Annotated in this window: 21 protein-coding genes; 7 read left to right on the plus strand and 14 right to left on the minus strand. The window is 61.4% G+C overall.

Annotated elements, in window-relative coordinates:
- The first annotated feature begins 72 nt into the window (after positions 1–72).
- On the plus strand, positions 73–915 hold the full coding sequence (gene xopAW / locus NTD85_RS05415) for an EF-hand domain-containing protein (protein WP_262141621.1): 843 nt from the start codon (positions 73–75) through the stop codon (positions 913–915).
- Between the two features lie 702 nt (positions 916–1,617).
- Here xopAW and NTD85_RS05420 read toward each other — a convergent pair.
- The 9 genes from NTD85_RS05420 to NTD85_RS05460 all read right to left on the minus strand — a co-directional run bounded on the left by NTD85_RS05420 (position 1,618) and on the right by NTD85_RS05460 (position 9,601).
- Positions 1,618–2,658: an AI-2E family transporter gene (locus NTD85_RS05420; RefSeq protein ID WP_103485473.1), complete on the minus strand. Its 1,041-nt coding sequence runs from the start codon at positions 2,656–2,658 to the stop codon at positions 1,618–1,620.
- Positions 2,659–2,727: 69 nt separating this feature from the next.
- Positions 2,728–3,534: a DUF4892 domain-containing protein gene (locus NTD85_RS05425; RefSeq protein ID WP_262141622.1), complete on the minus strand. Its 807-nt coding sequence runs from the start codon at positions 3,532–3,534 to the stop codon at positions 2,728–2,730.
- Positions 3,535–3,649: 115 nt separating this feature from the next.
- Positions 3,650–4,504 carry an alpha/beta hydrolase gene (locus NTD85_RS05430; protein WP_134787091.1) on the minus strand — a complete coding sequence of 285 codons (855 nt, stop codon included), beginning with the start codon at positions 4,502–4,504 and terminating at the stop codon, positions 3,650–3,652.
- On the minus strand, positions 4,501–5,307 hold the full coding sequence (locus NTD85_RS05435; RefSeq protein ID WP_003227131.1) for an alpha/beta fold hydrolase: 807 nt from the start codon (positions 5,305–5,307) through the stop codon (positions 4,501–4,503). The genes NTD85_RS05430 and NTD85_RS05435 overlap by 4 nt, the downstream gene beginning before the upstream one ends.
- Positions 5,308–5,427: 120 nt before the next feature.
- Complete coding sequence (locus NTD85_RS05440) at positions 5,428–5,871, minus strand: hotdog fold thioesterase (RefSeq protein WP_003227133.1); 444 nt, start codon at positions 5,869–5,871, stop codon at positions 5,428–5,430.
- Positions 5,872–5,902: 31 nt separating this feature from the next.
- Entirely contained in the window at positions 5,903–7,558 is a 1,656-nt protein-coding gene (locus NTD85_RS05445) for an AMP-binding protein (RefSeq protein ID WP_262141623.1), read from the minus strand.
- Between the two features lie 202 nt (positions 7,559–7,760).
- Positions 7,761–8,213 carry a phosphohistidine phosphatase SixA gene (gene sixA / locus NTD85_RS05450; protein WP_103522003.1) on the minus strand — a complete coding sequence of 151 codons (453 nt, stop codon included), beginning with the start codon at positions 8,211–8,213 and terminating at the stop codon, positions 7,761–7,763.
- Positions 8,210–8,557, minus strand: coding sequence for a DUF4389 domain-containing protein (locus tag NTD85_RS05455; protein ID WP_003227139.1), 348 nt, complete (start codon positions 8,555–8,557; stop codon positions 8,210–8,212). Before NTD85_RS05455 ends, sixA begins: the two co-directional genes overlap by 4 nt.
- A gap of 18 nt (positions 8,558–8,575) precedes the next feature.
- Complete coding sequence (locus tag NTD85_RS05460) at positions 8,576–9,601, minus strand: NAD(P)H-dependent glycerol-3-phosphate dehydrogenase (RefSeq protein WP_103485468.1); 1,026 nt, start codon at positions 9,599–9,601, stop codon at positions 8,576–8,578.
- Positions 9,602–9,797: 196 nt separating this feature from the next.
- On the opposite strand from NTD85_RS05460, the gene NTD85_RS05465 reads away from it, so the two are divergent.
- The 6 genes from NTD85_RS05465 (at position 9,798) to NTD85_RS05490 (ending at position 17,333) form a co-directional block, all read left to right on the plus strand.
- Positions 9,798–11,921 (plus strand): TonB-dependent receptor plug domain-containing protein, encoded by a 2,124-nt coding sequence (locus NTD85_RS05465; RefSeq protein WP_262141624.1) that lies wholly within the window; start codon positions 9,798–9,800, stop codon positions 11,919–11,921.
- A gap of 1 nt (position 11,922) precedes the next feature.
- Entirely contained in the window at positions 11,923–12,855 is a 933-nt protein-coding gene (locus NTD85_RS05470) for an ABC transporter substrate-binding protein (protein WP_262141625.1), read from the plus strand.
- Entirely contained in the window at positions 12,852–14,756 is a 1,905-nt protein-coding gene (locus tag NTD85_RS05475) for a response regulator (RefSeq protein ID WP_003227145.1), read from the plus strand. Before NTD85_RS05470 ends, NTD85_RS05475 begins: the two co-directional genes overlap by 4 nt.
- Positions 14,757–15,003: 247 nt before the next feature.
- Positions 15,004–15,519, plus strand: a complete 516-nt coding sequence (gene fabA / locus NTD85_RS05480; RefSeq protein ID WP_003227150.1) for a 3-hydroxyacyl-[acyl-carrier-protein] dehydratase FabA — start codon at positions 15,004–15,006, stop codon at positions 15,517–15,519.
- Positions 15,520–15,530: 11 nt separating this feature from the next.
- Positions 15,531–16,751 (plus strand): beta-ketoacyl-ACP synthase I, encoded by a 1,221-nt coding sequence (gene fabB / locus NTD85_RS05485; RefSeq protein ID WP_003227152.1) that lies wholly within the window; start codon positions 15,531–15,533, stop codon positions 16,749–16,751.
- A gap of 393 nt (positions 16,752–17,144) precedes the next feature.
- Positions 17,145–17,333, plus strand: a complete 189-nt coding sequence (locus NTD85_RS05490) for a hypothetical protein (RefSeq protein WP_003227153.1) — start codon at positions 17,145–17,147, stop codon at positions 17,331–17,333.
- A 70-nt stretch (positions 17,334–17,403) separates the two neighbouring features.
- Here NTD85_RS05490 and NTD85_RS05495 read toward each other — a convergent pair whose 3' ends face one another.
- From NTD85_RS05495 to cysM, 5 genes are all read right to left on the minus strand, one after another.
- Positions 17,404–17,946, minus strand: a complete 543-nt coding sequence (locus NTD85_RS05495) for a DUF2058 domain-containing protein (protein WP_003227155.1) — start codon at positions 17,944–17,946, stop codon at positions 17,404–17,406.
- Between the two features lie 26 nt (positions 17,947–17,972).
- On the minus strand, positions 17,973–18,806 hold the full coding sequence (mazG, locus tag NTD85_RS05500) for a nucleoside triphosphate pyrophosphohydrolase (RefSeq protein WP_262141626.1): 834 nt from the start codon (positions 18,804–18,806) through the stop codon (positions 17,973–17,975).
- A gap of 132 nt (positions 18,807–18,938) precedes the next feature.
- Positions 18,939–21,182 carry a GTP diphosphokinase gene (gene relA, locus NTD85_RS05505; protein ID WP_003227159.1) on the minus strand — a complete coding sequence of 748 codons (2,244 nt, stop codon included), beginning with the start codon at positions 21,180–21,182 and terminating at the stop codon, positions 18,939–18,941.
- Between the two features lie 101 nt (positions 21,183–21,283).
- Positions 21,284–22,660: a 23S rRNA (uracil(1939)-C(5))-methyltransferase RlmD gene (gene rlmD, locus NTD85_RS05510; RefSeq protein WP_262141627.1), complete on the minus strand. Its 1,377-nt coding sequence runs from the start codon at positions 22,658–22,660 to the stop codon at positions 21,284–21,286.
- Positions 22,660–23,562, minus strand: a complete 903-nt coding sequence (cysM, locus tag NTD85_RS05515) for a cysteine synthase CysM (RefSeq protein WP_027612303.1) — start codon at positions 23,560–23,562, stop codon at positions 22,660–22,662. The genes rlmD and cysM overlap by 1 nt, the downstream gene beginning before the upstream one ends.
- Positions 23,563–23,694: the final 132 nt, after the last annotated feature.

Consider the following 23,694-nt stretch of genomic DNA (forward strand, 5'->3'; position numbering starts at 1 on the left):
CCAGGACAACTTGCCCCTTGAGTCTGCACAAGCCGGTATGCGAACCGGTTTGACAGTCCAAGGAGTGAGCCCATGATCGGTAGCGTCAGCAACTACACGAGCTATACCAGCACCAGCAGCACCACCCAGAACGCCCGCAGCCAGCAATTGCAAAAGGAACTGTTCGCCAAACTCGACAGCAACGGCGACGGCGCGGTGGATCAGGACGAACTGAAAAGTGCCCTGTCGCAGAAATCCGACGATGGCGTGCTGATCAACCTAAGCAAGCAATTCGGCGATCTGGACAGCGACGATAGCGGCAGCCTCAGCGCCGAAGAAATGACCGCGATGGCACCCCCGCCGCCTCAGGATCAAGCCCCCAACACCGACCTCGCCGACGCCCTGATCAGCGCCCTCGACACCGATGGCGACGGCGCCATCAGCAGCGACGAACTGAGCACCGGCCTGACCAGCGCAGGCAGCAGCGCCGACAGCAACCAAATATTCTCGGCCCTGGACAAGAACAAGGACGGCACCGTCAGCCAGGACGAACTCTCCGCCAGCCTGACCCCACCTCCGCCCCCGCAACAAGCCTCCAGCGACGCACTGTTCAGCCAACTGGATGCCGATGGTGATGGCAACATCAGCGCTACCGAACTGAGCAGTGCCCTGCAGACCAGCGATAACACCTCGACAACCAGCACCGACACCAGCGCCGCGCTGCTCAAGGTGTTGGATAGCGACAGCAGCGGTGGCGTGAGCAGCGACGAACTGAAAGCGGCGCTACAGACAGGTCGGGAACGCCCGCCCGAAGAACATACCGCCAGCACCCAGACCACCAGCGAAGCGCTGAACCGGATGATTGCCAACTTGAGCAAACAATACTCGCTCGACAATGCCGCGCCGGTGGGCAAATACCTGAATGTGGCGACCTGAGATGATGTCGTGATGGATGATCGTTTCCATGCAGCGGTGTGGGAACGATCATTTGGGTGTGGCCGTGAGAGGCTGGTTGCCTGATATGCCTCTTCGCGAGCAGGCTCACTCCTACAATTGGATCGAGTACAGGCAGTTAGAGGTTGGTTGGCTGTAAGGCCGCCATCGCGAGCAGGCTCGCTCCCACAGTGGATTGGGTGCAGGCAGTTGGAGATTGGTCGGCTGTAAGGCCGCCATCGCTGGCAAGCCAGCTCCCACAGGGATTGAAGGCATTCAGTTGGAAATTGGTCGGCTGTAAGGCCGCCATCGCCAGCAGGCTGGCTCCTACAGAAAAGCAAAAGCCGACCACATGCTTTTCACCACTCAACAGGATGAGCGCAAGCTCGGCTGCAGCTCTTGATCTTGCCGTGCCGGCCCCTTCGGCAGGCTGAGTGGAGGGGTTCATCCGGGGGGTGGGAGCGCAGCGACCGTTTGGCGCAGCCAAACACATCGAGAGGAGGTGCAGCGAAGCAAACCGGAGGCGATGCCCCCGGATGAATCCCGCAACGAAGGAACCCGAGCCTAAGCGAGGGCCGTACGCCGGGGCCAAGCCTTTTGGTTACTTTTCGGCGTCTGGAAAAGTGACTCGCCGTAAGGGCGAAACCGCCAGCCGCCACACCCAAACCAACGGATATGCCCACAACCCCAAAAAAGCCAAGGCACCTAAACCCGAGCCTGACTCTTACTCCAATCCGTCAACAAACTATAGGCCACCGCCAACAACGTAGGCCCAATAAACAACCCGATAAACCCAAACGCAATCAACCCGCCAAACACCCCAAGCAACACAATCACCAACGGCAGATTCCCACCGCGGCTGATCAGATAAGGCTTCAACACGTTATCCACGCCACTGATGATGAACGTCCCCCAGATCCCGAGAAACACCGCCATCCCATACTCACCCTTCCACGCCAGCCAGGCTGTGGCCGGAATCCACACCAAGGGTGGCCCCATCGGAATCAGACTCAACAGAAAGGTCACGATCCCCAGCACCAGAGCCCCCGGAACCCCGGCAATCAGAAACCCGATCAACGCCAGAATCGCCTGCGCCGCCGCCGTACCGATCACCCCGTTGACCACCCGCTGCACCGTACCGGCCACTAACTCGATGTAGTACCCGGCCCGCTCACCGATCAGCCGCTGCAGCAGGCTGTGAACGAACGCCGCCAATCGCGGCCCGTCGCGATAGAAAAAGAACACGAAGACAATGCTCAGGGTCAGCTCAAGGATGCCGCCACCGATCTGTGCACTGCGCGCCAGCAACCAGTTACCCACCTGCCCCAGGTAGGGCTTGATCGATACCATCAGCGCCGCACCCTGCTCATCAATGCTGTTCCAGAGGCCCACCAGACGTTCGCCCACCAACGGGATAGTCCCGAGCCAGACCGGCGCCTCAGGCAGACCGTCGACCTGCACGTCCTTGATGAAGACCGTGGCGTCGCGTACGTGATCGGCCAGGTTGAACCCCAGCCACACCAGCGGCGCCGCCACCAGCAACATCCAGCCCAGAGTCAGAATGGCTGCGGCCAGCGATTCGCGGCCATTGAGCCAACGGGTCAACAGGCGCATCAGCGGCCAACTGGCAAAGGCCAGTACCGCGCCCCAGAACAGCGCCGACCAGAACGGCGCCATCACCCACAGGCTGGCACCGAACAGCACCAGCAGGAGGATTTGCACCAACAGCCGATCGTTATTGAGCATGTAAAGTCTCGAAGAATTCAGTTCGTCAAAGAGTAGGCGAACACGCCACGCGCGCACGCCCGGTGCAGCTTATCGCAACAGATCGATGCGCAGGCCAGAGCCGTCGGCGCTCCCCGTCTCCATCCGCGCCGCGCGCACACCCTGGCCGATCAGCGCCTGACGCCAGGCCTCGGCCTTGGGTCCGGCAATCGTCACGCGCTGGGTGGTGTCGAGGTTCAAGCCACGGGAAATCAGCCGTAGCCAGGTGTCATCCGGATCGCCGGTCAGCTTGGGAAAGTCCAGCTCACCGGTGCTTTTGAGCTGTCGCAGCAACGTGGCCGACGTCGGCAGCAACTCGCCCAACGGTGCGCCCGCTTCAAACTGTTCGACATGCAGGTAGGCTTTGCGATTGCCGCGGGTGATGCTGTAGAGCGCCACCAGGGTGTTGTCCTTCGGCGCGGCCAGACGCAACAGCAGATAGGCCTGTTGCTCATCGGCGCCGTACAGCTTGGAATTGCCGAACACTTCATTGGCCCACAGGCTGCTTTCGCCGCAGTCGCGGGCCTGACACCAGAACAACAACTCGGCGTCCTGCTTTTGCAGGGCTTCGCGAGCCGCGGTGAAGGCTTCGGTGGCGGAATGCTCCGGGGGTAACTCATAGGTGACCGAGGTGGTCTGGCCACGCGCCGTGACCTGGCCGTCAAAGCGTAACTGGCCGCTGATCTTGCGGATCGAGCCCAGCGGATAGATCCGCTCAAGCTCCACGGGAGGGCGATAGTCGACGATCTGCGCATCGGCCAGACGCGGCACGATCTGCAGATCCTGGCTGCCGGGCACGTCGGCGGCGAACGAAACGGAACTGAAGCAGCACAGCGCCAACAGACTGAGTGACCGCATAGTCAGGCTCATCGGATCGGCATGGCTTGGCGGGTCGGGTTCGCAGCGGTATAGAAATCCATCGTGGTTGTCTCCCATTTCAACCCGCCCAGCCTCGACAGTTGCCCGGTGCAAGTCAAGGAATGGCGAAGAAGCGATTGAAACAGTCTGCGACAAGGTCGGCACCGGACTCATCGTTCAGGTGCAAATGGTGCCCGCCCGCCAGCTGTTCCTGGCTAAAGGGTAGACGCTCCAGCAACTCCGGATGTTTGGCCAGCATGCCGTCGGCGGCCACCACCAGTTGCGCCGGGCAGGTGATGCGCTGGACGAAGGCCATTGCCTGCTCCTGAGTCAGGCGCAGCGGTGATGGCAGGGTCAGGCGATTGTCGGTGCGCCAGGTATAACCGCCGGGCACCGGCATCAGGCCGCGTTGCGCCAACAGTTCAGCGGCTTCGCGGCTGACCGCCACCAGGCCCTTCATCCGCGCTTCGATAGCACGATCGAGGGTGTTGTAGACCGGCTTGCGCTTCTCGCGCAGATCCAGCTGCGCTTGCAGGGCCATGCCCATGCGCTCGGCGGCATTTTCGCCTTTGTCCGTAGGAGGAATCACCCCGTCGATCAACGCCAGGTGAGTGATGCGCTCCGGCAACGAACCGGCCAGCACCAGCGAAACGATCGCGCCCATCGAATGCCCGAGCAGGCCGAAACGCTTCCAGCCCAGTTGCTCGGCGACCTGCAACACGTCGTGGGCGTAATCCCACAGCGCATAACCGGCGCCATTCGGTCGATGCCCGGAATGCCCATGCCCGGCCATGTCCAGCGCGATGATGCGCAAACCTTTGAGCTTGGGCGCCAGGCGCGCGAAGCTGTTGGCGTTGTCGAGCCAGCCATGCAGGGCAATCACCGGCAGGCCGTCCTCGGGACCGAACAAGTGCGCCGCCAGTTCGATATGCGGCAGGCTCAGGCGCACTTCTTCGAAGGTCGGGTTCATGCGCAATCCTTCTGTTGGCGGCGCTCCCAGCGCGTAAACAGCTCTTTGAGCAGGCGTGCCGTGTCTTGCGGACGCTCGAGCGGGAACATGTGCCCGCCGGGCATGCTCAGCGCTTCACCCTGCGGCAGGCGCCCGACGAATCGGGTGTGATGACGCATGACCACGCGGCTCTTGTGGCCACGCACCACGGCCAGCGGCACCTGCAATTGGCGCGTGCGGCCCGGACTGGTGTGCGGCACGCCGCGATAGATACTGATTTCGGTGGCGGGGTCGAAGCGCAGACGCAGCTTGTCGCCGACCGCATGCAGCCCGTGTTGCAGGTAGGCATCGAAACATTCCGGATCGAAACCGCGAAACAGCGTCTTGCCGGCAAAATAGCTGCGCGCACTGTCGAGGTCGGCGAATTCTTCGCGCCGGCCCAACGTACGTCCGGCCGGGGTCAGTTTGTCGATGAAGCCGAAACGCTTGGCAGCGCGGATCACCCACTGATCGGTGCGGGTCAGTACCGGCGAGTCGAGCATGACCACACCGCGATACAACTCAGGGCAGCGCAACGCCGCGTGCAGGTGCAACACGCCACCAAACGAATGGCCGACGCCCCACACCGGTTGATCCTGCTGCTGTAAATGGTGGATCAACTCGTCGACCAGGTTGTACCAGTTGTCGTCCGCCGGGAAACGCGGGTCATGGGCATGCTGTTCCAGATGCGCGACCCGATACTCGGGCGCCAGCGCCGCGAACAACTTGCCATAGGTGCCCGAGGGAAACCCGTTGGCGTGGGCGAAAAAGATCGGTTGCGACATGCCGGTAAATCCATGAGCGGAAAACATGCCGCTGATTGTCCGCAAGACCGCGCCCCACAGCAATGACCGTAACTGCCAGGAATGATGACAGTCCGGTCATGGCTATGGGCACATCGAACCTCAGCGCGCCGGCGGCTGCTCGCCCAATGGCACCACCGCCATGGTCAACCGCGACACACAACTGGCCTTGCCTTCATCACTGGTCAGGCGGATATCCCAGACGTGGGTGGTGCGACCGATGTGAATTGGCGTGGCCACTGCAGTCACCCGCCCGCTGCGCAAGCCGCGCAAATGGTTGGCGTTGATCTCCAGCCCCACGCAGTAGAACTTGCTCGCATCGATGCACAGGTAACTGGCCATCGAGCCAACGGTTTCCGCCAGCACCACCGAGGCGCCGCCATGCAGCAGACCGTAGGGTTGATGGGTGCGGTGGTCGATGACCATGCTCGCCGTCAGCGACGCTTCGTCGAAGGCTTCAAACCGGATATCCAGCACTTCGCCGATGGTGTTTTTCTGGATTGCATTCAACTGCTCGATGTTCGGAGTGGTGCGCCACAAGGTCATCGCAGGCTTCCTTTGTTGTTTTGATCGTCGCTCAATCCTGCCACAGCACCGCCTCACTGCGCGCGCTCCATTCCTCAAACCGCGCACCGTAGGTGTCTTCGATGACGTTGCGCTTGATCTTCAACGTCGGTGTAAGAAAGCCGTTCTCCACCGCCCAGCTGTCCTTGACCACCACCAGCCGCCGCAGACGCTCGTGCTTGTCGAGCCCGGCGTTGACCTCTTCCAGCAGCTTTTCCAGACTCGAATGCAGACTGCCCCGCGCTTCCTCCTGATTGACCACCGACAGTACACACAAGCCCAGCGGCGCACTCAGACCATCGCCAACCACGCAGACCTGCTCGATTCGCGAATGCACCGCCAGACGGTTTTCAATTGGCGCCGGGGCCACATATTTGCCTTTGCTGGTCTTGAAGATTTCCTTGAGTCGCCCGGTCAGGCGCAAGCGGCCCTCGGCATCCTGTTCGCCCTTGTCGCCAGTACGCAGAAAGCCGTCCTCGGTCAGGGTTTCGGCGGTTTTCTGCGGTTCCTTGAAATAGCCGAGCATGTTTGCCTGACTGCGCACCTGCACCTCTCCGGACTCGTCGATCCGCACCTCGACCTCCGGGCACGGCTTGCCGATCCAACCCTGTTTGTACTGGCCCGGCAGGCAGATGTGCGAGTAGCCACAACTCTCGGTCATGCCGTAGACCTCCAGCACATCGAGGCCGAGTTTCTGATACCAGTCGAGCAGGGTCTGCGGCACCGGTGCCGCGCCGGACAGCGCCACGCGCAAGGCATCCAGCCCCAGACCCGCCAACACCTTGCTCCCGACCCGTTTGCCAATGAATGGCAGACCAAGGAGGAAATCCAGGCGTTTAGCCGGAATCTTGCCGTACACCCCCATCTGGAATTTGGTCCAGATTCTCGGCACGCCGAACATCGCGGTAGGTCGTGCACGCTTGAGGTCGGTGATAAAGGTGTCGAGACTTTCGGCAAAGAACACGGTTTGCCCGGTGTAGATCGACGCCAGCTCGACGAACATCCGTTCGGCGACATGACACAGCGGCAGGTAGGACAGCAGCCGGTCATGCTCATTGAGCCCGAACAACCGGGTGCCGTGGGTCGTGGCGAAACCGAGATTGGCGAAGCTATGCATCACGCCTTTGGGCTGGCCGGTGGTGCCGGAGGTGTAAATGATCGTCGCCAGTTGCTCGGCAGCCGGGCGCGGATCGTCCTGGATCGGCGAGCTGCGTTGCAGGTCGTCCCAACTGAAAGCGAAGTCGCCCGGCGGATGCAGCGGCAGACTGATGGTTGGCAAATCCGCCGGTACACCGGTCGACATGCCCGGCCAGTCATCGAGTTTGCCGATGAACGCCAGCACGCTTTCCGAATGCGTCAGAACCTGATTCACCGAGTCTGCCGTGAGGTTGGGATACAGCGGCACCGAGACGTGCCCGGCCATCCAGATCGCCAGGTCGGCGATGATCCAGTGCGCGCAGTTTTTCGAGATCAGCGCGATGTGGCTGCCTTGCGGCAATTCCCGCGCGCGCAGCCAGTGCGCGGCGCAACGGGCCTGATGACCGACATCGGCCCAGGTCAGGGTCTCGACCTGCCCGCCGCCGATGGGCTGCACCAGAAAACGCTGGCGCGGGTGCCGGGCCTCACGCTCGTAAAACACGTCCAGCGGCAAACGGAATGCGGCAGACATGCGACTCGCTCCTGTTTTTTTGGTCTGGAGCAAGCGTAGTCAACCAAGCAAGTGCTTGGTTGGAAAATTCCAACAAATAATTTCAGCTGAAAATGAGGGCCCTGTGGGAGCGGGCTTGCTCGCGAATGCGGTCTATCAGTGACATTTACAGTGACTGACACAGCGCATTCGCGAGCAAGCCCGCTCCCACAAGGAATCAGCGTCAGGGATGCTTGAGGCTGTTGAGGGTCATCGAGCCGATCAGCAGTTCAGGGCTTTCCAGCTCAGCCAGACCAGCAGTGCCGACCTTCTCCGGCGGATACCCGGCGCCATGCTGCAGATAGCTCAGCAGATTGCCCACCAACGGGTTGTGACTGACCAGCAGCACATCACTCACCGACACCAGTTGATCCGCCACCTTGTCCGGATCGTTCTCCGGCGTCAGCCAGCCGACCGTGCGAATCTCCGGCTCGAAACCCAGGGCTTCGCGGACAATCTGTGCGGTCTGTTGCGCACGCAGGTAAGGACTGGCGTAGATCGCCGTGAGCGGCTGACCAATCAGCCGGGCCGCACTCTTCAAGGCTTCTTGACGACCGTGATCGGTCAGTTCCCGCTCGGAGTCAGGGCACGAGCCATAAGGCACCGCTTCACCGTGACGCAACACCCAGAGTTTCATAGCTTGGGTTCCTCATCGCGGGCCGGGTGCGGCGCTGGCGGCACGGCGTGCGGTGCTTCGCCTTCAGGAGTACGCGGGGTTGGCCAGTCGGCGAACGGCCAGGGTTTCTGGTCGCTGTGAAAGCTGCCGAAACGGCCGATCTGCGCCAAAAACTGACTCAGGCTGTCGCCGAAATTCATCAGGCCGGCGCTCGGCGCGCCATAAATCAAACGATAGATCAGTTGCACCAGCACCACGGCGCCGAGGATGAACTGCGCCACTTGCCAGACCAGCACATAGACGATCATCCACAGCACCCGCAGGAGAATGGATTCGTACTTGGCTTCGGTTTTCGGATCGTTCATGGCTCGCTTCCTGTTGAATCAGTTGAAACCGCTGGTGGAAATAAAGTCGACGTCGGTTTTCGGCTCGGCCCGCATCAGTAGACCGATCACCTGCTCCAGCGTGCGCCCCTCAAACAGGATCGCATGCAGCCCGGCGACCAGCGGCATGTACACGCCCACCTCCTGGGACTTGGCCTTGAGCACCTTCAGGGTGTTCACGCCTTCGGCCACTTCGCCCAGGCGCGACACTGCTTCGTCAAGGCTCAAGCCCTGACCGAGGGCAAACCCGACCTGATAGTTGCGGCTCTTCGGCGACGAGCAGGTCACGATCAAATCCCCTACCCCGGCCAGACCGAGGAAAGTCATCGGGTTGGCGCCCTGATTCACTGCAAAACGCGTCATCTCGGCCAGTGCGCGGGTGATCAGCATGCTCTTGGTGTTCTCGCCCATCTCCAGCGCCACCGCCATGCCGGCGATGATTGCGTAGACGTTTTTCAGTGCGCCGCCCAGCTCGACGCCGAATCGGTCAGCACTGGCGTAAACGCGGAAGGTGCGACCGTGCAGCGCCGCCTGCACCTGTTTGCACAAATCTTCGTCCTCGCTGGCGACCACGGTGGCGGTCAGCGCATGCTCGGCGATCTCCCGCGCCAGGTTCGGCCCGGACAGCACGCCAATGCGCGCCTGCGGGGCGATTTCTTCGAGGATCTGGCTCATCAGTTTGAAAGTGTGGGCTTCGATGCCCTTGGTCAGGCTGACCAGCATCTTGCCGCTCAGGCGCTCGGCGTGGGCGGCCAGTACCGTGCGCAATGCGCTCGAGGGCAGCGCAACGAAGCACAGCTCGCAGGCGTCGAGGGTTTCCTGCAGATCAGTGACGGCAGTCACCCCCGGCAGAATCTTGATGCCCTTGAGGTAACGCGGGTTCTCGCGGTTGACCCGGATGGCCTCGGCCTGCTCGGGGTCACGCATCCACTGCCGGACTTGATGGCCGTTCTCGGCCAAGAGATTAGCCACGGCGGTACCAAAACTTCCGCCTCCCAGGACCGCAATCGGGCGCTGTTCAGTCATATGCAATCCGTTAATCCATACCAGTGGCGATGCCGGCATTATACGGGGCGACCGAAGCGCGGCCAGCCCCTGCGTCAATTACCGGCACTTGTAGGAAGAAGACCAATAAAACCGAGGAAAATGCCCGCATCGTGACTGGAAAAGTCACTGTCCTCGGTTAACATGCGCGCCAATTCTTTGTGATCAAGGCTGTGTTGTGTCTTTTGCCTCTGCCCCTTCGCGTTCGTCGCTGTTGCTGGCGCTGTTGTTCAGCCCGGTGTTGCAGGCGGACGACCTGTTTGTCGACAGCGAAACGCTGCCGCAGGTGCTGACGGCCACGCGCCTGAAACAGACGCCGGCGGAAGTGCCGGGGAGCATGACCGTCATCGACAGTGAGCTGATCAGTGCCAGTGGCGCGCGGGACATCAGCGAGTTGCTGCGACTGGTGCCGGGGATGATGGTCGGCAACATCAGCGGCAATCAGGCGGCGGTCAACTATCACGGGACCAATGCCAGCGAAGCGCGGCGCATGCAGGTGCTGATCGATGGCCGCTCGGTGTACCGCGCAGGCCTGGCCACGGTGGATTGGAGCGACATTCCGGTGGCCATGGAAGACATCGAACGCATCGAGGTTTTTCGGGGGCCGAACACCGTCAGCTACGGCGCCAACGCGCTGATGGCGGTGGTCAACATCATCACCCGCAACCCGGCGGACAGCCACGGCACGCGCCTGAAGGTCACCCGAGGCCAGCGCGGCATCAACGACTTCTATGCCAGCCAGGGCACGGGGTGGAATGGCGGCGATCTGCGTCTGTCGCTGTCCGGCCAGGAAGACGATGGCTTCGACAGCGACCGCACCGGCGCCGATTACCGTGACAGCCGCCGCTTGAACCGCTTCAGCCTCGCCGTCAGCCAGACCTTGAGCGACAACCAGAGCCTCGACTGGCAGATCAACGCGAAGGACGGCAGTAACCAGCGGCCCTACACCTACCGCCCGGTGTTCTCGGGGATTACCGCTGCCGGGAACAATTCCGACGTGATCGCCAAGGACTACGCCGGCTCGCTGCGCTGGAATCTCGACATCAATCCCGAGCATAGCCTTTATATACAAGGTTCGGCCCAGCACTGGGATCGCCAGCAGGTGTGGCGCGCCTGTGATGCCGAAGTGTCGTTCAGCCCGCAGCTGACGCAGCTGTGGCAACTCAATCCGAACTACACCGAACGCCTGGCGCGCAACATCACCCGTTTCACCGGCCCCGGCCCGGAAGCCGGAACGCCACAGGAAATGGCCCTGGCCAATCAGGTGCTCGACCAATGGCGCAACGGTGCCAGCCAGACCCTGTGTGGCGACATCGACCAAAGTGCCCGCGAGTCGCGCTACGATCTGGAATTGCAGGACACCCTCAGCCTGTCCGACAGCCTGCGGCTGGTCAGCGGCATGAACTATCGTTATGACCGGGCCGATTCCGAAACCTACTTCAACGGCACACTGGACGACACCACCTGGCGCGCGTTCGGCCAACTGGAGTGGCGCGCCAGCGAACATTGGCTGTTGCAGGGCGGCGCAATGTTCGAAAACACCCAACTGATCGGCAGTTCGCTGACGCCCAGATTTGCGGTCAATTATCTGATCAACCCGCGCCATGGCCTGCGTGCGGTGTACTCGGAGGCGATCCGTTCGCCGGACATGTTCGAGAACAACGTCAACTGGAGCTATCAGGTGAGTAACCTGCGGCCCTCGGCCTACGGTCAGTCCTCGGCGCGCTACTTCGTCAAGACCCGTGGCCCGGGCGATCTCGATCAGGAACACATGCGCTCGCGCGAACTGGGCTACAACGGCTATTTCGCCGAGCTGGGGCTGGCCGTGGACGTGAAGCTGTTCTACGACGAAATCACCGGGATGATCAGCGAGCCGCTGCGCAACAACCAATACATCGCCAGCAACGCCAACAGCTCACGCTTTCGCGGCACCGAAACCCAGCTCGACTGGCGCCTGAGCATGATCGACCGCCTGCGCTTCACCTACGCCTTCGTCGACGCCGAAGCGAGCAATCCGCTGGATCAGCAATTCACCTCGCGCAACAGCGGTTCTGCCGGCTGGCTGCGCGATTGGGGCCACGGCTGGAACAGCGCCCTGTTCTATTACGGCGACAACGCGCTCAATGGCTACCGCTTCGAACGGGTCGACACGCGCATCGCCAAACGCCTCCCGCTGGGCAAGGCGCAACTGCAACTGGCCGGCGTGCTGCAACAACGGCTCGACAACGAACCGACCACTTTCGTCGACAACAATTACGACGAACGCCGGGTGCTGTACTTCAGCGCCGAGCTGGAGTTCTAAGGTGCGCTTCGGCACGGCAAACAAGACACCAACCCTGGGCCACTGGCTGGCCGGTGCGTGTCTGTTTTTGACCGCGTGGTTGCACGGGGTGGCGGTGCAGGCCGCCGACATTCTGTTGACCGGAGCCGAAGAAAGTCCGGGTGTGCAGGCCTTCGTCCAGGCGTTGAGCGAGCTGCGCCCCACCGACAACGTACGTTTCCAGCCCCTGGCCAGCCTGCCGGCACCGGGCAAGTTGCCGGCCAATCTGCGGATGATTCTGCTCGACCTGCCCAGCCTCGACTGGCGTCTGAAAGAGTCTCAGGGGCCGGCGACGCTGGTGTTGCGCATCAGTCGCCTGCAAGCCCGGCAACGCCTCGGTGCCGCACAACCGCCGCACTTGAGTCTGCTCTGGAGCGACCCGCCGCTGGGCCGCCAACTGCAATTGATTCGGCGGATTCTGCCGCAGGTGCGGCGGGTTGGCGTGCTGTTCGACCAGCACAGCGAATTTCTGCTCAAGGAGCTGCACCAGGCTGCTGCGCCGCTGAACCTGCAAATCGTCAGCCAGCGTTGGGACAACACCCAGGACAGTCGCCCGTTGCAAACCGTGCTGAGAAACAGTGACGTGTTGCTGGGCCTCGACGATCCCGATCTGTACAACCCGAAAACCGCGAAAAACCTGCTGCTCAGCAGCTACTCCCGGCAAGTGGCGCTGATCGGGCCGAACGCGGCGTTCGTGCGTGCCGGCAGCCTCGCCAGTACTTACAGCGATCAGCCCGACTGGCTGGCGATCCTTGACCGGTTGCTCGATCGCCCCCCGGCAACGTGGCCGCGCACGCTCTACCCCGATCGTTTCAAAGTCTCAAGTAATGTGCAGGTCGCTCGTTCCCTCGGTATCGAGCCAATCGATGAAGCGTCTGTTGCCCGCCAGTTGGCTGAAGGAGAAAGCCACCCATGAATCTGCGTCGCCGCTGGGACATCAACACCCGCACGCAATTGATCAGCCTCGGCCCGGCCCTGCTGCTCACGCTGCTGCTGATCAGTTTCTTTACCTTCGTGCGGATTCAGGATTTGCGTCAGGAGCTCAATCACACCGGGCAACTGATCGCCAATCAACTGGCGCCCGCCACCGAGTACGGGGTGATTTCCGGCAACAACGAAGTGCTGGAAAGCCTGCTCAAGGCGACTCTCGCAACACCGAACGTACGCTTTCTGGAAGTGCAGGACAGCGCCAACCGGATTCTGGCCTACGTTGAACAAGCCGCCGACGCGCACAACCGCCCGCATCAGGTCGAGGTGTTCCAGGCCCCGGTGCGCCTGCAACGAATCGCCCTCAACAGCGATTTTTTCCACGACGCCAAAGCCAGCAACAACGTGACCAGCGAGGATTACCTGGGCCGGGTAATCGTCGGTCTGTCCAACGATGCCTTCAGTCAGCGCCAACAGGAAATTCTGCTCAAGGCCGGGATTCTGGCGTTGTTCGCCCTGCTCTTCACCTTTGTTCTGGCGCGGCGTCTGGCCGGCAGTCTGTCGGCGCCGATCCGCGATATCGGCAACGCGGTCAAGGCGATTCAGCAAGGCGATTACAAGACCCCGCTGCCGATCGTCGATGACACCGAGTTGGGCGCCCTGTCGCAGCACATCAACAACCTCGCCCAGGCACTGGAGCAGGCCAGCCGCGAACAGCATCAGGCGATGGCGCAACTGATCCAGACCCGTGAAGAAGCGGAAAAGGCCAACAACGCCAAATCCGATTTTCTGGCGATGATGAGCCATGAACTGCGCACACCGATGAACGGAGTGCTGGGCATGTTGCAGTTGCTGGAAACCACCGACATGACCGAGGAGCAGATCGAGTACGCGGCGCTCGCATCCGAGTCCACCGAACACCTGCTGAAAGTCATCAACGACATTCTCGACTTCTCGCGGATCGAACGCTCGGAGCTGGAGCTTGAGCACATTCCGTTCAACCTCGCCGACCTGATCGGTGCTTGCGCCCAGTCGTTCCAGCACAGCGCGGTGCAACGTGGCCTCGCCCTGAACCTGCAGATTCCCGAGGACATGCGCGACTTGCAGGTGCAGGGCGACCCGACGCGGATCCGGCAGATTCTGGTCAATCTGGTGGGCAACGCCTTGAAGTTCACCGAGCGTGGCCGGGTCAGCATCGAGGCACAGTGGCAGTCGCTGGATCACGAGTTGCTGTGGTTCACCTGTTCGGTGCGCGACAGCGGCATCGGCATTTCGTCTGAGAGTCTGGAATTGATGTTCAACGCCTTCCAGCAGGCCGACAGTTCGATTTCCCGGCGCTATGGCGGCACCGGTCTCGGTTTGCCGATCGCCCGCACCCTGGCCGAACGCATGGGCGGCACGTTGCGGGCGCAAAGCGAAGAAGGCCTGGGTTCGGTGTTCACCCTGGAAATCCCTCTGGCGCTATATAAGCAGACGCTGCCGACACTGGCGGCGCCGCGCGCGGCCAATGGCAACGGGCATGGCGAGGGGCGCAATGTGTTGCTGGTGGAGGACAATCCGGTCAACCAGACCGTCATCGAAGCGATGCTGCGCAGCCTGGGCTTTACCGTCAGCGTCGCCACCGATGGCGCGCAAGCGGTGCGCAGCGCTGAAGGCAATGATTTCGAAGTGATTCTGATGGATTGCCGGCTGCCGATCATCGACGGCTACGAGGCGACCCGGCAGATCCGCCAACTGCCCGGACGCCGCGAGGTGCCGATCATCGCGCTGACCGCCAACGCGTTGCAGGGCGACCGCGAAACTTGCCTTTCGGCGGGCATGAACGATTATCTGGCCAAGCCGTTCAAACGCAATGACCTACAACAGATTCTGCAGCGCTGGGTGCAGTAGTGACGGTTTTTCGACCATCTGCGACTGGCGTGAAAAGCGAAAGTGCGGCAGTCTTAGGCACCCGAACGAGCCTCAAAAGAGGCTTGAATAAAAATTTCAGTGCACAAGTGTACATTCATGTCCTTGGTGCTGTGACTTTCACCACAACGCAATAGTCTATGAGTAGGCTGCCGGTACGAGGCATGAACGCGTCGATCGGCCGGGAAGATTTGCCCCACCTGCCGCATGGGATTATTGAGGAGCTCGCATGACCAAACAAAACGCCTTTACTCGGGAAGACCTGCTGCGCTGCAGTCGCGGTGAGCTGTTCGGCCCAGGTAACGCGCAACTGCCCGCCCCGAACATGCTGATGGTCGATCGCATCACCCTGATCAGCGAAGAAGGCGGCAAGTACGGCAAAGGTGAATTGGTCGCCGAGCTGGATATCAACCCTGACCTGTGGTTCTTCGCGTGCCACTTCGAGGGCGATCCGGTGATGCCGGGCTGCCTGGGTCTGGACGCCATGTGGCAACTGGTCGGCTTCTTCCTCGGCTGGCAAGGCCTGCCGGGCCGTGGTCGTGCGCTGGGTTCGGGCGAAGTGAAATTCTTCGGCCAGGTCCTGCCGACCGCCAAGAAAGTCACCTACAACATCCATATCAAACGCGTCCTCAAGGGCAAGCTGAACCTGGCCATCGCCGATGGTTCGGTGACTGTCGACGGTCGCGAAATCTACACCGCCGAAGGCCTTCGCGTCGGCGTTTTCACCTCCACTGACAACTTCTAAGGGTTATTCGCATGCGCCGCGTCGTTATCACTGGTCTGGGCATTGTTTCGTGCCTGGGCAATGACAAAGAGACCGTCTCCGCTAACCTGCGTGCAAGCCGCCCTGGCATCCGGTTCAACCCGGAATATGCTGAAATGGGTCTGCGTAGCCAGGTTTCCGGCTCCATCGACCTCAACCTTGAAGAACTGATCGATCGCAAGATCTATCGTTTCGTCGGCCACGCAGCGGCTTACGCCTACCTGGCCATGAAAGACGCCATTGCTGACTCCGGCCTGACCGAAGAGCAAGTGTCCAACCCGCGTACCGGCCTGATCGCCGGCTCCGGCGGCGCGTCGACCCTGAACCAGATGGAAGCGCTGGACATCCTGCGCGAGAAAGGCGTGAAGCGCGTCGGCCCATACCGTGTAACGCGGACCATGAGCAGCACCGTTTCCGCGTGCCTGGCCACACCGTTCAAGATCAAGGGCCTGAACTACTCCATCGCCTCTGCCTGCGCCACCAGTGCTCACTGCATCGGTACCGCCATGGAACAGATCCAGATGGGCAAGCAGGACATCGTCTTCGCCGGTGGCGGTGAAGAAGAGCACTGGAGCCAGTCGTTCCTGTTCGACGCGATGGGCGCCCTGTCCAGCAAGCGCAACGACACCCCGGAACAAGCTTCCCGCGCCTACGACGCCGACCGTGACGGTTTCGTCATCGCTGGCGGTGGCGGTATGGTCGTGGTTGAAGAGCTGGAACACGCGCTGGCCCGTGGCGCCAAGATCTACGCCGAAATCGTTGGCTACGGCGCAACGTCCGACGGCTACGACATGGTTGCCCCAAGTGGCGAAGGCGCGATCCGCTGCATGCAGATGGCAATGTCCACCGTCGACACCCCGATCGACTACCTGAACACCCACGGCACCTCGACTCCGGTCGGCGACGTCGCGGAAATGAAAGGTGTGCGTGAAGTGTTCGGCGACAAGGCGCCAGCGATCAGCTCGACCAAGAGCCTGTCCGGTCACTCCCTGGGCGCCGCCGGCGTTCACGAAGCGATCTACTGCATGCTGATGATGGAAGGCAACTTCATCGCCGGTTCCGCCAACATCGACGAGCTGGACCCTGAAGTGGCCGATCTGCCGGTGCTGACCAAGACCCGCGAGAACGCCACCATCAACACCGTGATGAGCAACAGCTTCGGCTTCGGCGGCACCAACGCCACGCTGGTGCTGAAGCGCTGGGAAGGCAAGTAATTCCCCGCTGCTGAGCTCCACATGAAAACGCCCCGACTGGTTCGGGGCGTTTTTTTTTGGCCGGTTTGAAACCAGCAGCCACAGCGCAAAACCCTGTGGGAGCGGGCTTGCTCGCGAAAGCGTCGTGTCAGTCGACATCAGTCTGTCTGACATACCGCCTTCGCGAGCAAGCCCGCTCCCACAGAGGATGTCAGTGCGCCTGAAAATGAAACTTCTGTCATGCAACTTCCCGCCCTGCGACCGAATGTCGCGGATTTAGCGGGCTGTAGCACTGTTGCAAAAACCGCAACAACACCTTGCACAAATCAAGCGTTTACTTAGCAAGCTAACAAATCATATAAAAGAGTCCTGCACACGCCTTGCTGCAGATAACTTGAGATTTGGAGCTAGCAGATGACTGTAAAAGTAACTGAACGCGACGATTCACACATGTCCCATGAAGGCGTAGCCGCCGGTGTACGGATCTGGGATGTGCATCAACAAGACTTGCTGGTCGGCATGTTCCACAACGAGATCGACGCCCACAACTACAAGGCCGAACTCGAACTGCAAGAACAGCAACGGGATCTGAAATCCGCTTAGGCGAATATTGAACCTGTGGCGAGGGAGCTTGCTCCCTCGCCACAGTTTGGGTTGTTACAGCTTTATCGGTTTACCACATCAGATCATCAGGGATCTGGTAGGCCGCGTACGGATCATCCTCGGCTGCGACCTCTTCGGTCTGCACGTTGAGCTGCACAATGCGCTGCGGATCACGCTCCTGGATCTTCAGGGCCGCTTCACGGGGGATCACTTCGTAGCCGCCGGCATGGTGCACGATCGCCAGCGAACCATTGCTGAGCTTGTTGCGCATCAGCGTGTTGACGCAAATGCGCTTGACCTTCTTGTCGTCAACGAAGTTGTAGTAGTCCTCGGTATTGAGCTTCGGCAGACGCGTCACTTCGATCAACTGCTTGACCTGCGCGGCACGGGCCTTGGCCTCGGCCTTCTCCTGCTGCTGACGGTTCAGCTCCTGGTCGCGCTTGACCTTCTCGGCCATGGCTTCCTGAGCGGCGCGTTGCTGCGAATCATCCAGCTCGGCCTGCCCCTTGTGGGCCAGACGCTGTTGCTTCTGCTTGTCTTTGCTGACCTGCTTGGCCTGCTTTTGGTTGACCAGGCCTGCTTTGAGCAACTGGTCGCGAAGGGAAAGGCTCATTAATGCTTACTCACTTGGGCAACGGCTCAGCCGCAGCTGGGCACATTCTTTTCCTGGCGTTTGGCTTCACCCCACAGGGCATCCAACTCTTCGAGGGTGCAATCTTCCATGGGACGACGGGTGTCGCGCAATGCCTGTTCGATAAATCGGAAACGTCGTTCGAACTTGGCGTTGGCACCGCGCAGTGCGGTTTCCGGATCGACCTTGAGATGCCGGGCCAGATTGACCACGGAAAACAGCAGATCACCGATCTCGTCAGCCACCGCGTCGGGATCGTTTTCGGACATGGCTTCGAGCACTTCATCGAGCTCTTCGCGCACCTTGTCCAATACCGGTAGCGCATCCGGCCAGTCGAAGCCGACCTGCCCGGCACGTTTTTGCAACTTGGCCGAACGCGACAGTGCCGGCAACGCGGCAGGCACGTCATCGAGCAGTGACAGCTGCTCGGGCGCGGCGGATTTCTCGGCGCGTTCTTCGGCCTTGATCTCTTCCCAGCGCTGCTTGACCTGTTCTTCATTCAGCCGTGGCACATCCAGCGGCGCGTACAGATCGCCGGTGGGGAACACGTGCGGATGACGGCGGATCAGCTTGCGAGTGATGCTGTCGATCACTCCGGCAAATTCGAAGCGCCCTTCTTCCCGGGCCAACTGGCTGTAATAGACCACCTGGAACAGAAGATCACCCAGCTCGCCCTGCAAGTGATCGAAGTCGCCGCGTTCAATGGCGTCAGCCACTTCATAGGCTTCTTCGAGGGTATGCGGGACGATGGTCGCGTAGGTTTGCTTGATGTCCCACGGGCAACCGAACTGCGGGTCGCGCAGGCGGTTCATCAGGTGGAGCAGGTCTTCAAGTGAATACATCTGTCATGCCTCTACACAAAACCAATGTGGGAGCGGGCTTGCTCGCGAATGCGGTGTGTCATTCAGCGTAAATATCGACTGACACGCCCTCTTCGCGAGCAAGCCCGCTCCCACATTCGAACGAAGCCATCTTCACGGAGTACGGTTACGCCGCGTCTCGATGATGTTCGGCAACTGCGAAATCCGTCCCAGCAAGCGCCCCAGCGCATCCAGCCCGGGAATCTCGATGGTCAGCGACATCAGCGCGGTGTTGTCTTCCTTGTTCGAGCGGGTGTTGACCGCCAGCACGTTGATCCGCTCGTTGAGCAGCACCTGCGAGACGTCACGCAGCAGACCGGAACGGTCGTAGGCGCGGATGACGATGTCCACCGGATAGGTGAGCACCGGCACCGGGCCCCAGCTGACCTGGATGATCCGCTCCGGCTCGCGCCCGGCCAGTTGCAGCACCGAGGCACAGTCCTGACGGTGAATGCTCACGCCGCGACCCTGAGTGATGTAGCCGACGATCGCGTCGCCCGGCAGCGGCTGGCAGCAGCCAGCCATTTGCGTCATCAGGTTGCCGACGCCCTGGATCTGGATATCGCCGCGCTTGCCCGGTTTGTAACCGGTGGCCTTGCGCGGGATCAGCTCCAGCTGTTCGTTGCCGCGTTCCGGCTCGACCAGTTGCTGCGCCAGGTTGACCAGTTGCGCCAGACGCAGGTCGCCGGCACCGAGGGCGGCGAACATGTCTTCGGCGGTTTTCATGTTGGCCTTTTCGGCCAGCTTGTCGAAATCCACCGCCGGCAGACCGAGGCGATTGAGTTCGCGTTCGATCAGGGTTTTACCGGCCGCAACGTTCTGGTCACGGGCCTGCAACTTGAACCAGTGAACGATCTTCGCCCGCGCCCGCGAGGTGGTGACGTAGCCCAGGTTCGGGTTCAGCCAGTCGCGGCTCGGCGTACCGTGCTTGCTGGTGATGATCTCGACCTGCTCACCGGTCTGCAGGCTGTAGTTGAGCGGCACAATGCGCCCATTGATCTTCGCGCCACGGCAGTTGTGACCGATTTCAGTGTGCACGCGGTAGGCGAAGTCCAGCGGCGTCGCGCCTTTCGGCAAATCGATGGCGTGACCGTCGGGGGTGAAGATGTACACCCGATCCGGTTCGATATCGACCCGCAACTGTTCGGCCAGGCCACCGATATCGCCCAGCTCTTCGTGCCACTCGAGCACCTGCCGCAGCCAGGAGATTTTCTCTTCGTAGTGGTTGGAACCGGACTTGACGTCAGTGCCCTTGTAGCGCCAGTGCGCGCAGACGCCGAGCTCGGCCTCTTCGTGCATCGAGTGCGTACGGATCTGCACTTCGAGGACCTTGCCTTCCGGGCCGATTACCGCCGTGTGCAGCGAGCGGTAGCCGTTCTCTTTCGGGTTGGCGATGTAGTCGTCGAATTCTTTCGGGATGTGCCGCCACAGGGTGTGGACGATACCGAGCGCGGTGTAGCAGTCGCGCATTTCCGGCACCAGCACGCGCACGGCGCGCACGTCGTAGATCTGGCTGAATTCCAGTCCCTTGCGCTGCATTTTGCGCCAGATCGAATAGATGTGCTTGGCGCGGCCGCTGATGTCGGCGTCGACGCCGGTGGCCTGCAATTCGTCCTTGAGCTGGGTCATCACGTCGGCGATGAACCGCTCACGGTCCAGCCGCCGCTCGTGGAGCAGCTTGGCGATCTGTTTGTATTGATCGGGTTCCAGGTAACGGAAGGACAAGTCCTCCAGTTCCCACTTGATATGACCGATGCCGAGTCGGTGCGCGAGCGGCGCATAGATGTCGAAGACTTCCCGGGCGACGCGGTTGCGCTTTTCGTCGTCAGCGGTTTTCACCGCGCGGATTGCGCAGGTACGTTCGGCCAGTTTGATCAGCGCGACGCGAACGTCGTCGACCATTGCCACCAGCATCTTGCGCAGGTTTTCCACCTGGCCCTGGGTGCCCATCACCATCGACTGGCGCGGGCTGAGGCTGGCACTGATTGCCGCCATGCGCTGCACGCCGTCGATCAGTTTGGCCACGACGGGACCGAAGCGCTGGCTGACCGCCGCGAGTTCGATCTGGCCTTCGCGGACGCCGCGATACAGCACCGCCGCGACCAGCGAGTCCTGGTCGAGCTTGAGGTCGGCGAGGATCTCGGCGATCTCAAGTCCCGTACTGAAACTGCCGCTGCCCTCGGCCCACAGATTCTTCGCGGCGTTGGACTGCTGTTCGGCCTCGCGAGCGAACTCGCAGGCTTCTTTCAAGGCTTCGCGATCCAGCGCCATGTCGACACTGACCGCGTGATCGAGCCAAGCCTCGAGATTGATACTGCCGTCAGTGTTGATCGGCTGGTGTGCTCTCACCTGTACCATGCTGCTTTACCTTCCCTACGACGCAGATTCAATGCGTCAAATCGCTGACCCCCAATGCCCGGATGCGCTCGCGGGGCTAAAGCGAGCGCCGCCCGGACAGGTCAGACGGATTCAGACGAGCCATCCTGGCTCGCTTCAAATAACGCCATGGCCTCGACATGCGCCGTCTGAGGAAACATATCGAGAATCCCGGCACGTTTTAACCGGTAGCCCTGCTTGATCAATTCGACCGTATCGCGCGCCAGAGTTGCAGGGTTGCACGACACATACACCAACCGTTTGGCACCCAGGGTCGCGAGCTTGCGCACCACCTCGAAAGCACCGTCACGCGGTGGGTCCAAGAGTACCGCAGAAAAGCCGTTTCCGATCCACTGAGCATCGGTCAAAGGCTGGGATAAATCGGCTTGAAAAAACTTTGTGTTATGCAAATTGTTACTAGCGGCGTTGGCAGCGGCACGGTCGACCATGGTCTGCACGCCCTCCACCGCCACCACTTCACGCACGCTTTTGGCCAGTGGCAAGGCGAAGTTGCCCAGACCGCAGAACAGGTCGAGCACGCGCTCGTCACCGGTCGGCTTCAGCCAGTCCAGCGCCTGCGCGACCATCGCCTCATTGACCCCGGCGTTGACCTGGATGAAATCCCCCGGCCGCCAGGCCAGATCCAGATCCCACTGCTCCAGGCGATAGCCCAGCGCCTGCGTGGCATCCACCGGCTGCGGCTCGCCTTCACCATGCAGCCACAGTTGTGCTGCATGGAACTGGCAGAAATCCTTGAGGATCGTCAGGTCGGCTTCGGACAGTGGCGCCATGTGTCGCAGCAACACCGCCAGCGATGAACCACTGAACAACTCGACATGCCCCAGCGCCTGCGGTTTGCTCAAACGACGGAGCATCTCCGGCAAACGGGTCATGATCGGTTGCAAGGGCTGTACCAGCACCGGGCATTCGTTGATGGCGACGATGTCCTGGCTGCCGGCGGCGCGGAAACCCACTTCGAGTTTCTTCGCCTTCATGTCCCAACGCACGGCGATCCGCGCGCGGCGGCGATAGCCGAACTCCGGGCCGGTCAAAGGCGCCGCCCATTCTTCAGGTTCGACCCCGGCGACCTTCGACAGTTGCTCGGCGAGCATGCGCTGTTTCAGGGCAAGCTGTTCGGCGTGGGGCAAGTGTTGAACACTGCAACCGCCGCAGCGACCGGCATGCTGACACGCTGCCGGGCGACGCAACTCGCTGGCCTTGAACACGCGTTCGGTGCGCGCCTCGACCACTTTGCCGTGGGTGCCGAGCACCCGCGCCTCGACTTCTTCACCCGCGAGGGCGCCGAGGACGAACCAGGTCTTGCCTTCGAAAAACGCGATGCCGCGACCGTCATTGGCCAGGCGCTCGATGTTCAAGCGCTGTTTTTTGCCGGTCGGGATTTGCGCGGCCTTGCTGCCGCCGGTGGGCTGGAAGCGCAGGCCTCTCTCGTGCTTGGCCATCAGTTGGGCGCGTCGAAAATGCCGGTCGACAGATAACGGTCGCCACGGTCGCAGATGATCGCGACGATCACCGCGTTTTCAACTTCCTTGGACAGGCGCAGCATCGCTGCCACCGCACCGCCCGAGGACACGCCACAAAAGATGCCTTCTTCGCGGGCCAGACGCCGGGTGACGTCCTCGGCTTCGCTTTGCGCCATGTCGACAATGCGGTCGACGCGGTCGGCCTGATAGATCTTCGGCAGGTATTCCTGCGGCCAGCGGCGGATGCCCGGAATGGCCGAGCCTTCCATCGGTTGCAGGCCGATGATCTGCACGCTGTCGCTCTGCTCTTTCAAGTAGCGCGAGACGCCCATGATGGTGCCGGTGGTGCCCATCGAACTGACGAAATGGGTGATGGTGCCCTGGGTCTGACGCCAGATTTCCGGGCCGGTGGTGGTGTAGTGCGCCTCGGGATTATCGCCGTTGGCGAACTGATCGAGCACCTTGCCACGGCCTTCGGCTTCCATGCGCTGGGCGAGATCACGAGCGCCTTCCATGCCCTCTTCCTGACTGACCAGAATCAGTTCGGCACCGTAAGCGGTCATCGCCGCCTTGCGCTCGGCGCTGGAGTTGTCCGGCATGATCAGGATCATCTTGTAACCCTTGATCGCGGCGGCCATGGCCAGGGCGATCCCGGTGTTGCCCGAGGTCGCTTCGATCAGCGTGTCACCCGCGTGGATCTGCCCGCGCAGTTCGGCACGGGTGATCATCGACAGCGCCGGACGATCCTTGACCGAACCCGCCGGGTTGTTCCCTTCGAGCTTGAGCAATAGGGTGTTGCTGGTGGCACCGGGCAGGCGCTGCAAACGCACCAGCGGAGTGTTGCCGACGCAATCGGCGATGGTTGGGTACTGCAGGGTCATGGCGTATTCGCAATCCAGACGTGCGGGGGCGCCTATCATACCGGCAAACGTTCGCAGGCCATATCACGCAAAGTATGGTGCTTATGGTTTCTGGGAATAAGCAGATGAATGTCGCACCGGTGGTGCGACTTT

This window comes from Pseudomonas sp. 13B_3.2_Bac1, assembly GCF_025466205.1.
Lineage (GTDB): Bacteria > Pseudomonadota > Gammaproteobacteria > Pseudomonadales > Pseudomonadaceae > Aquipseudomonas > Aquipseudomonas fluorescens_H.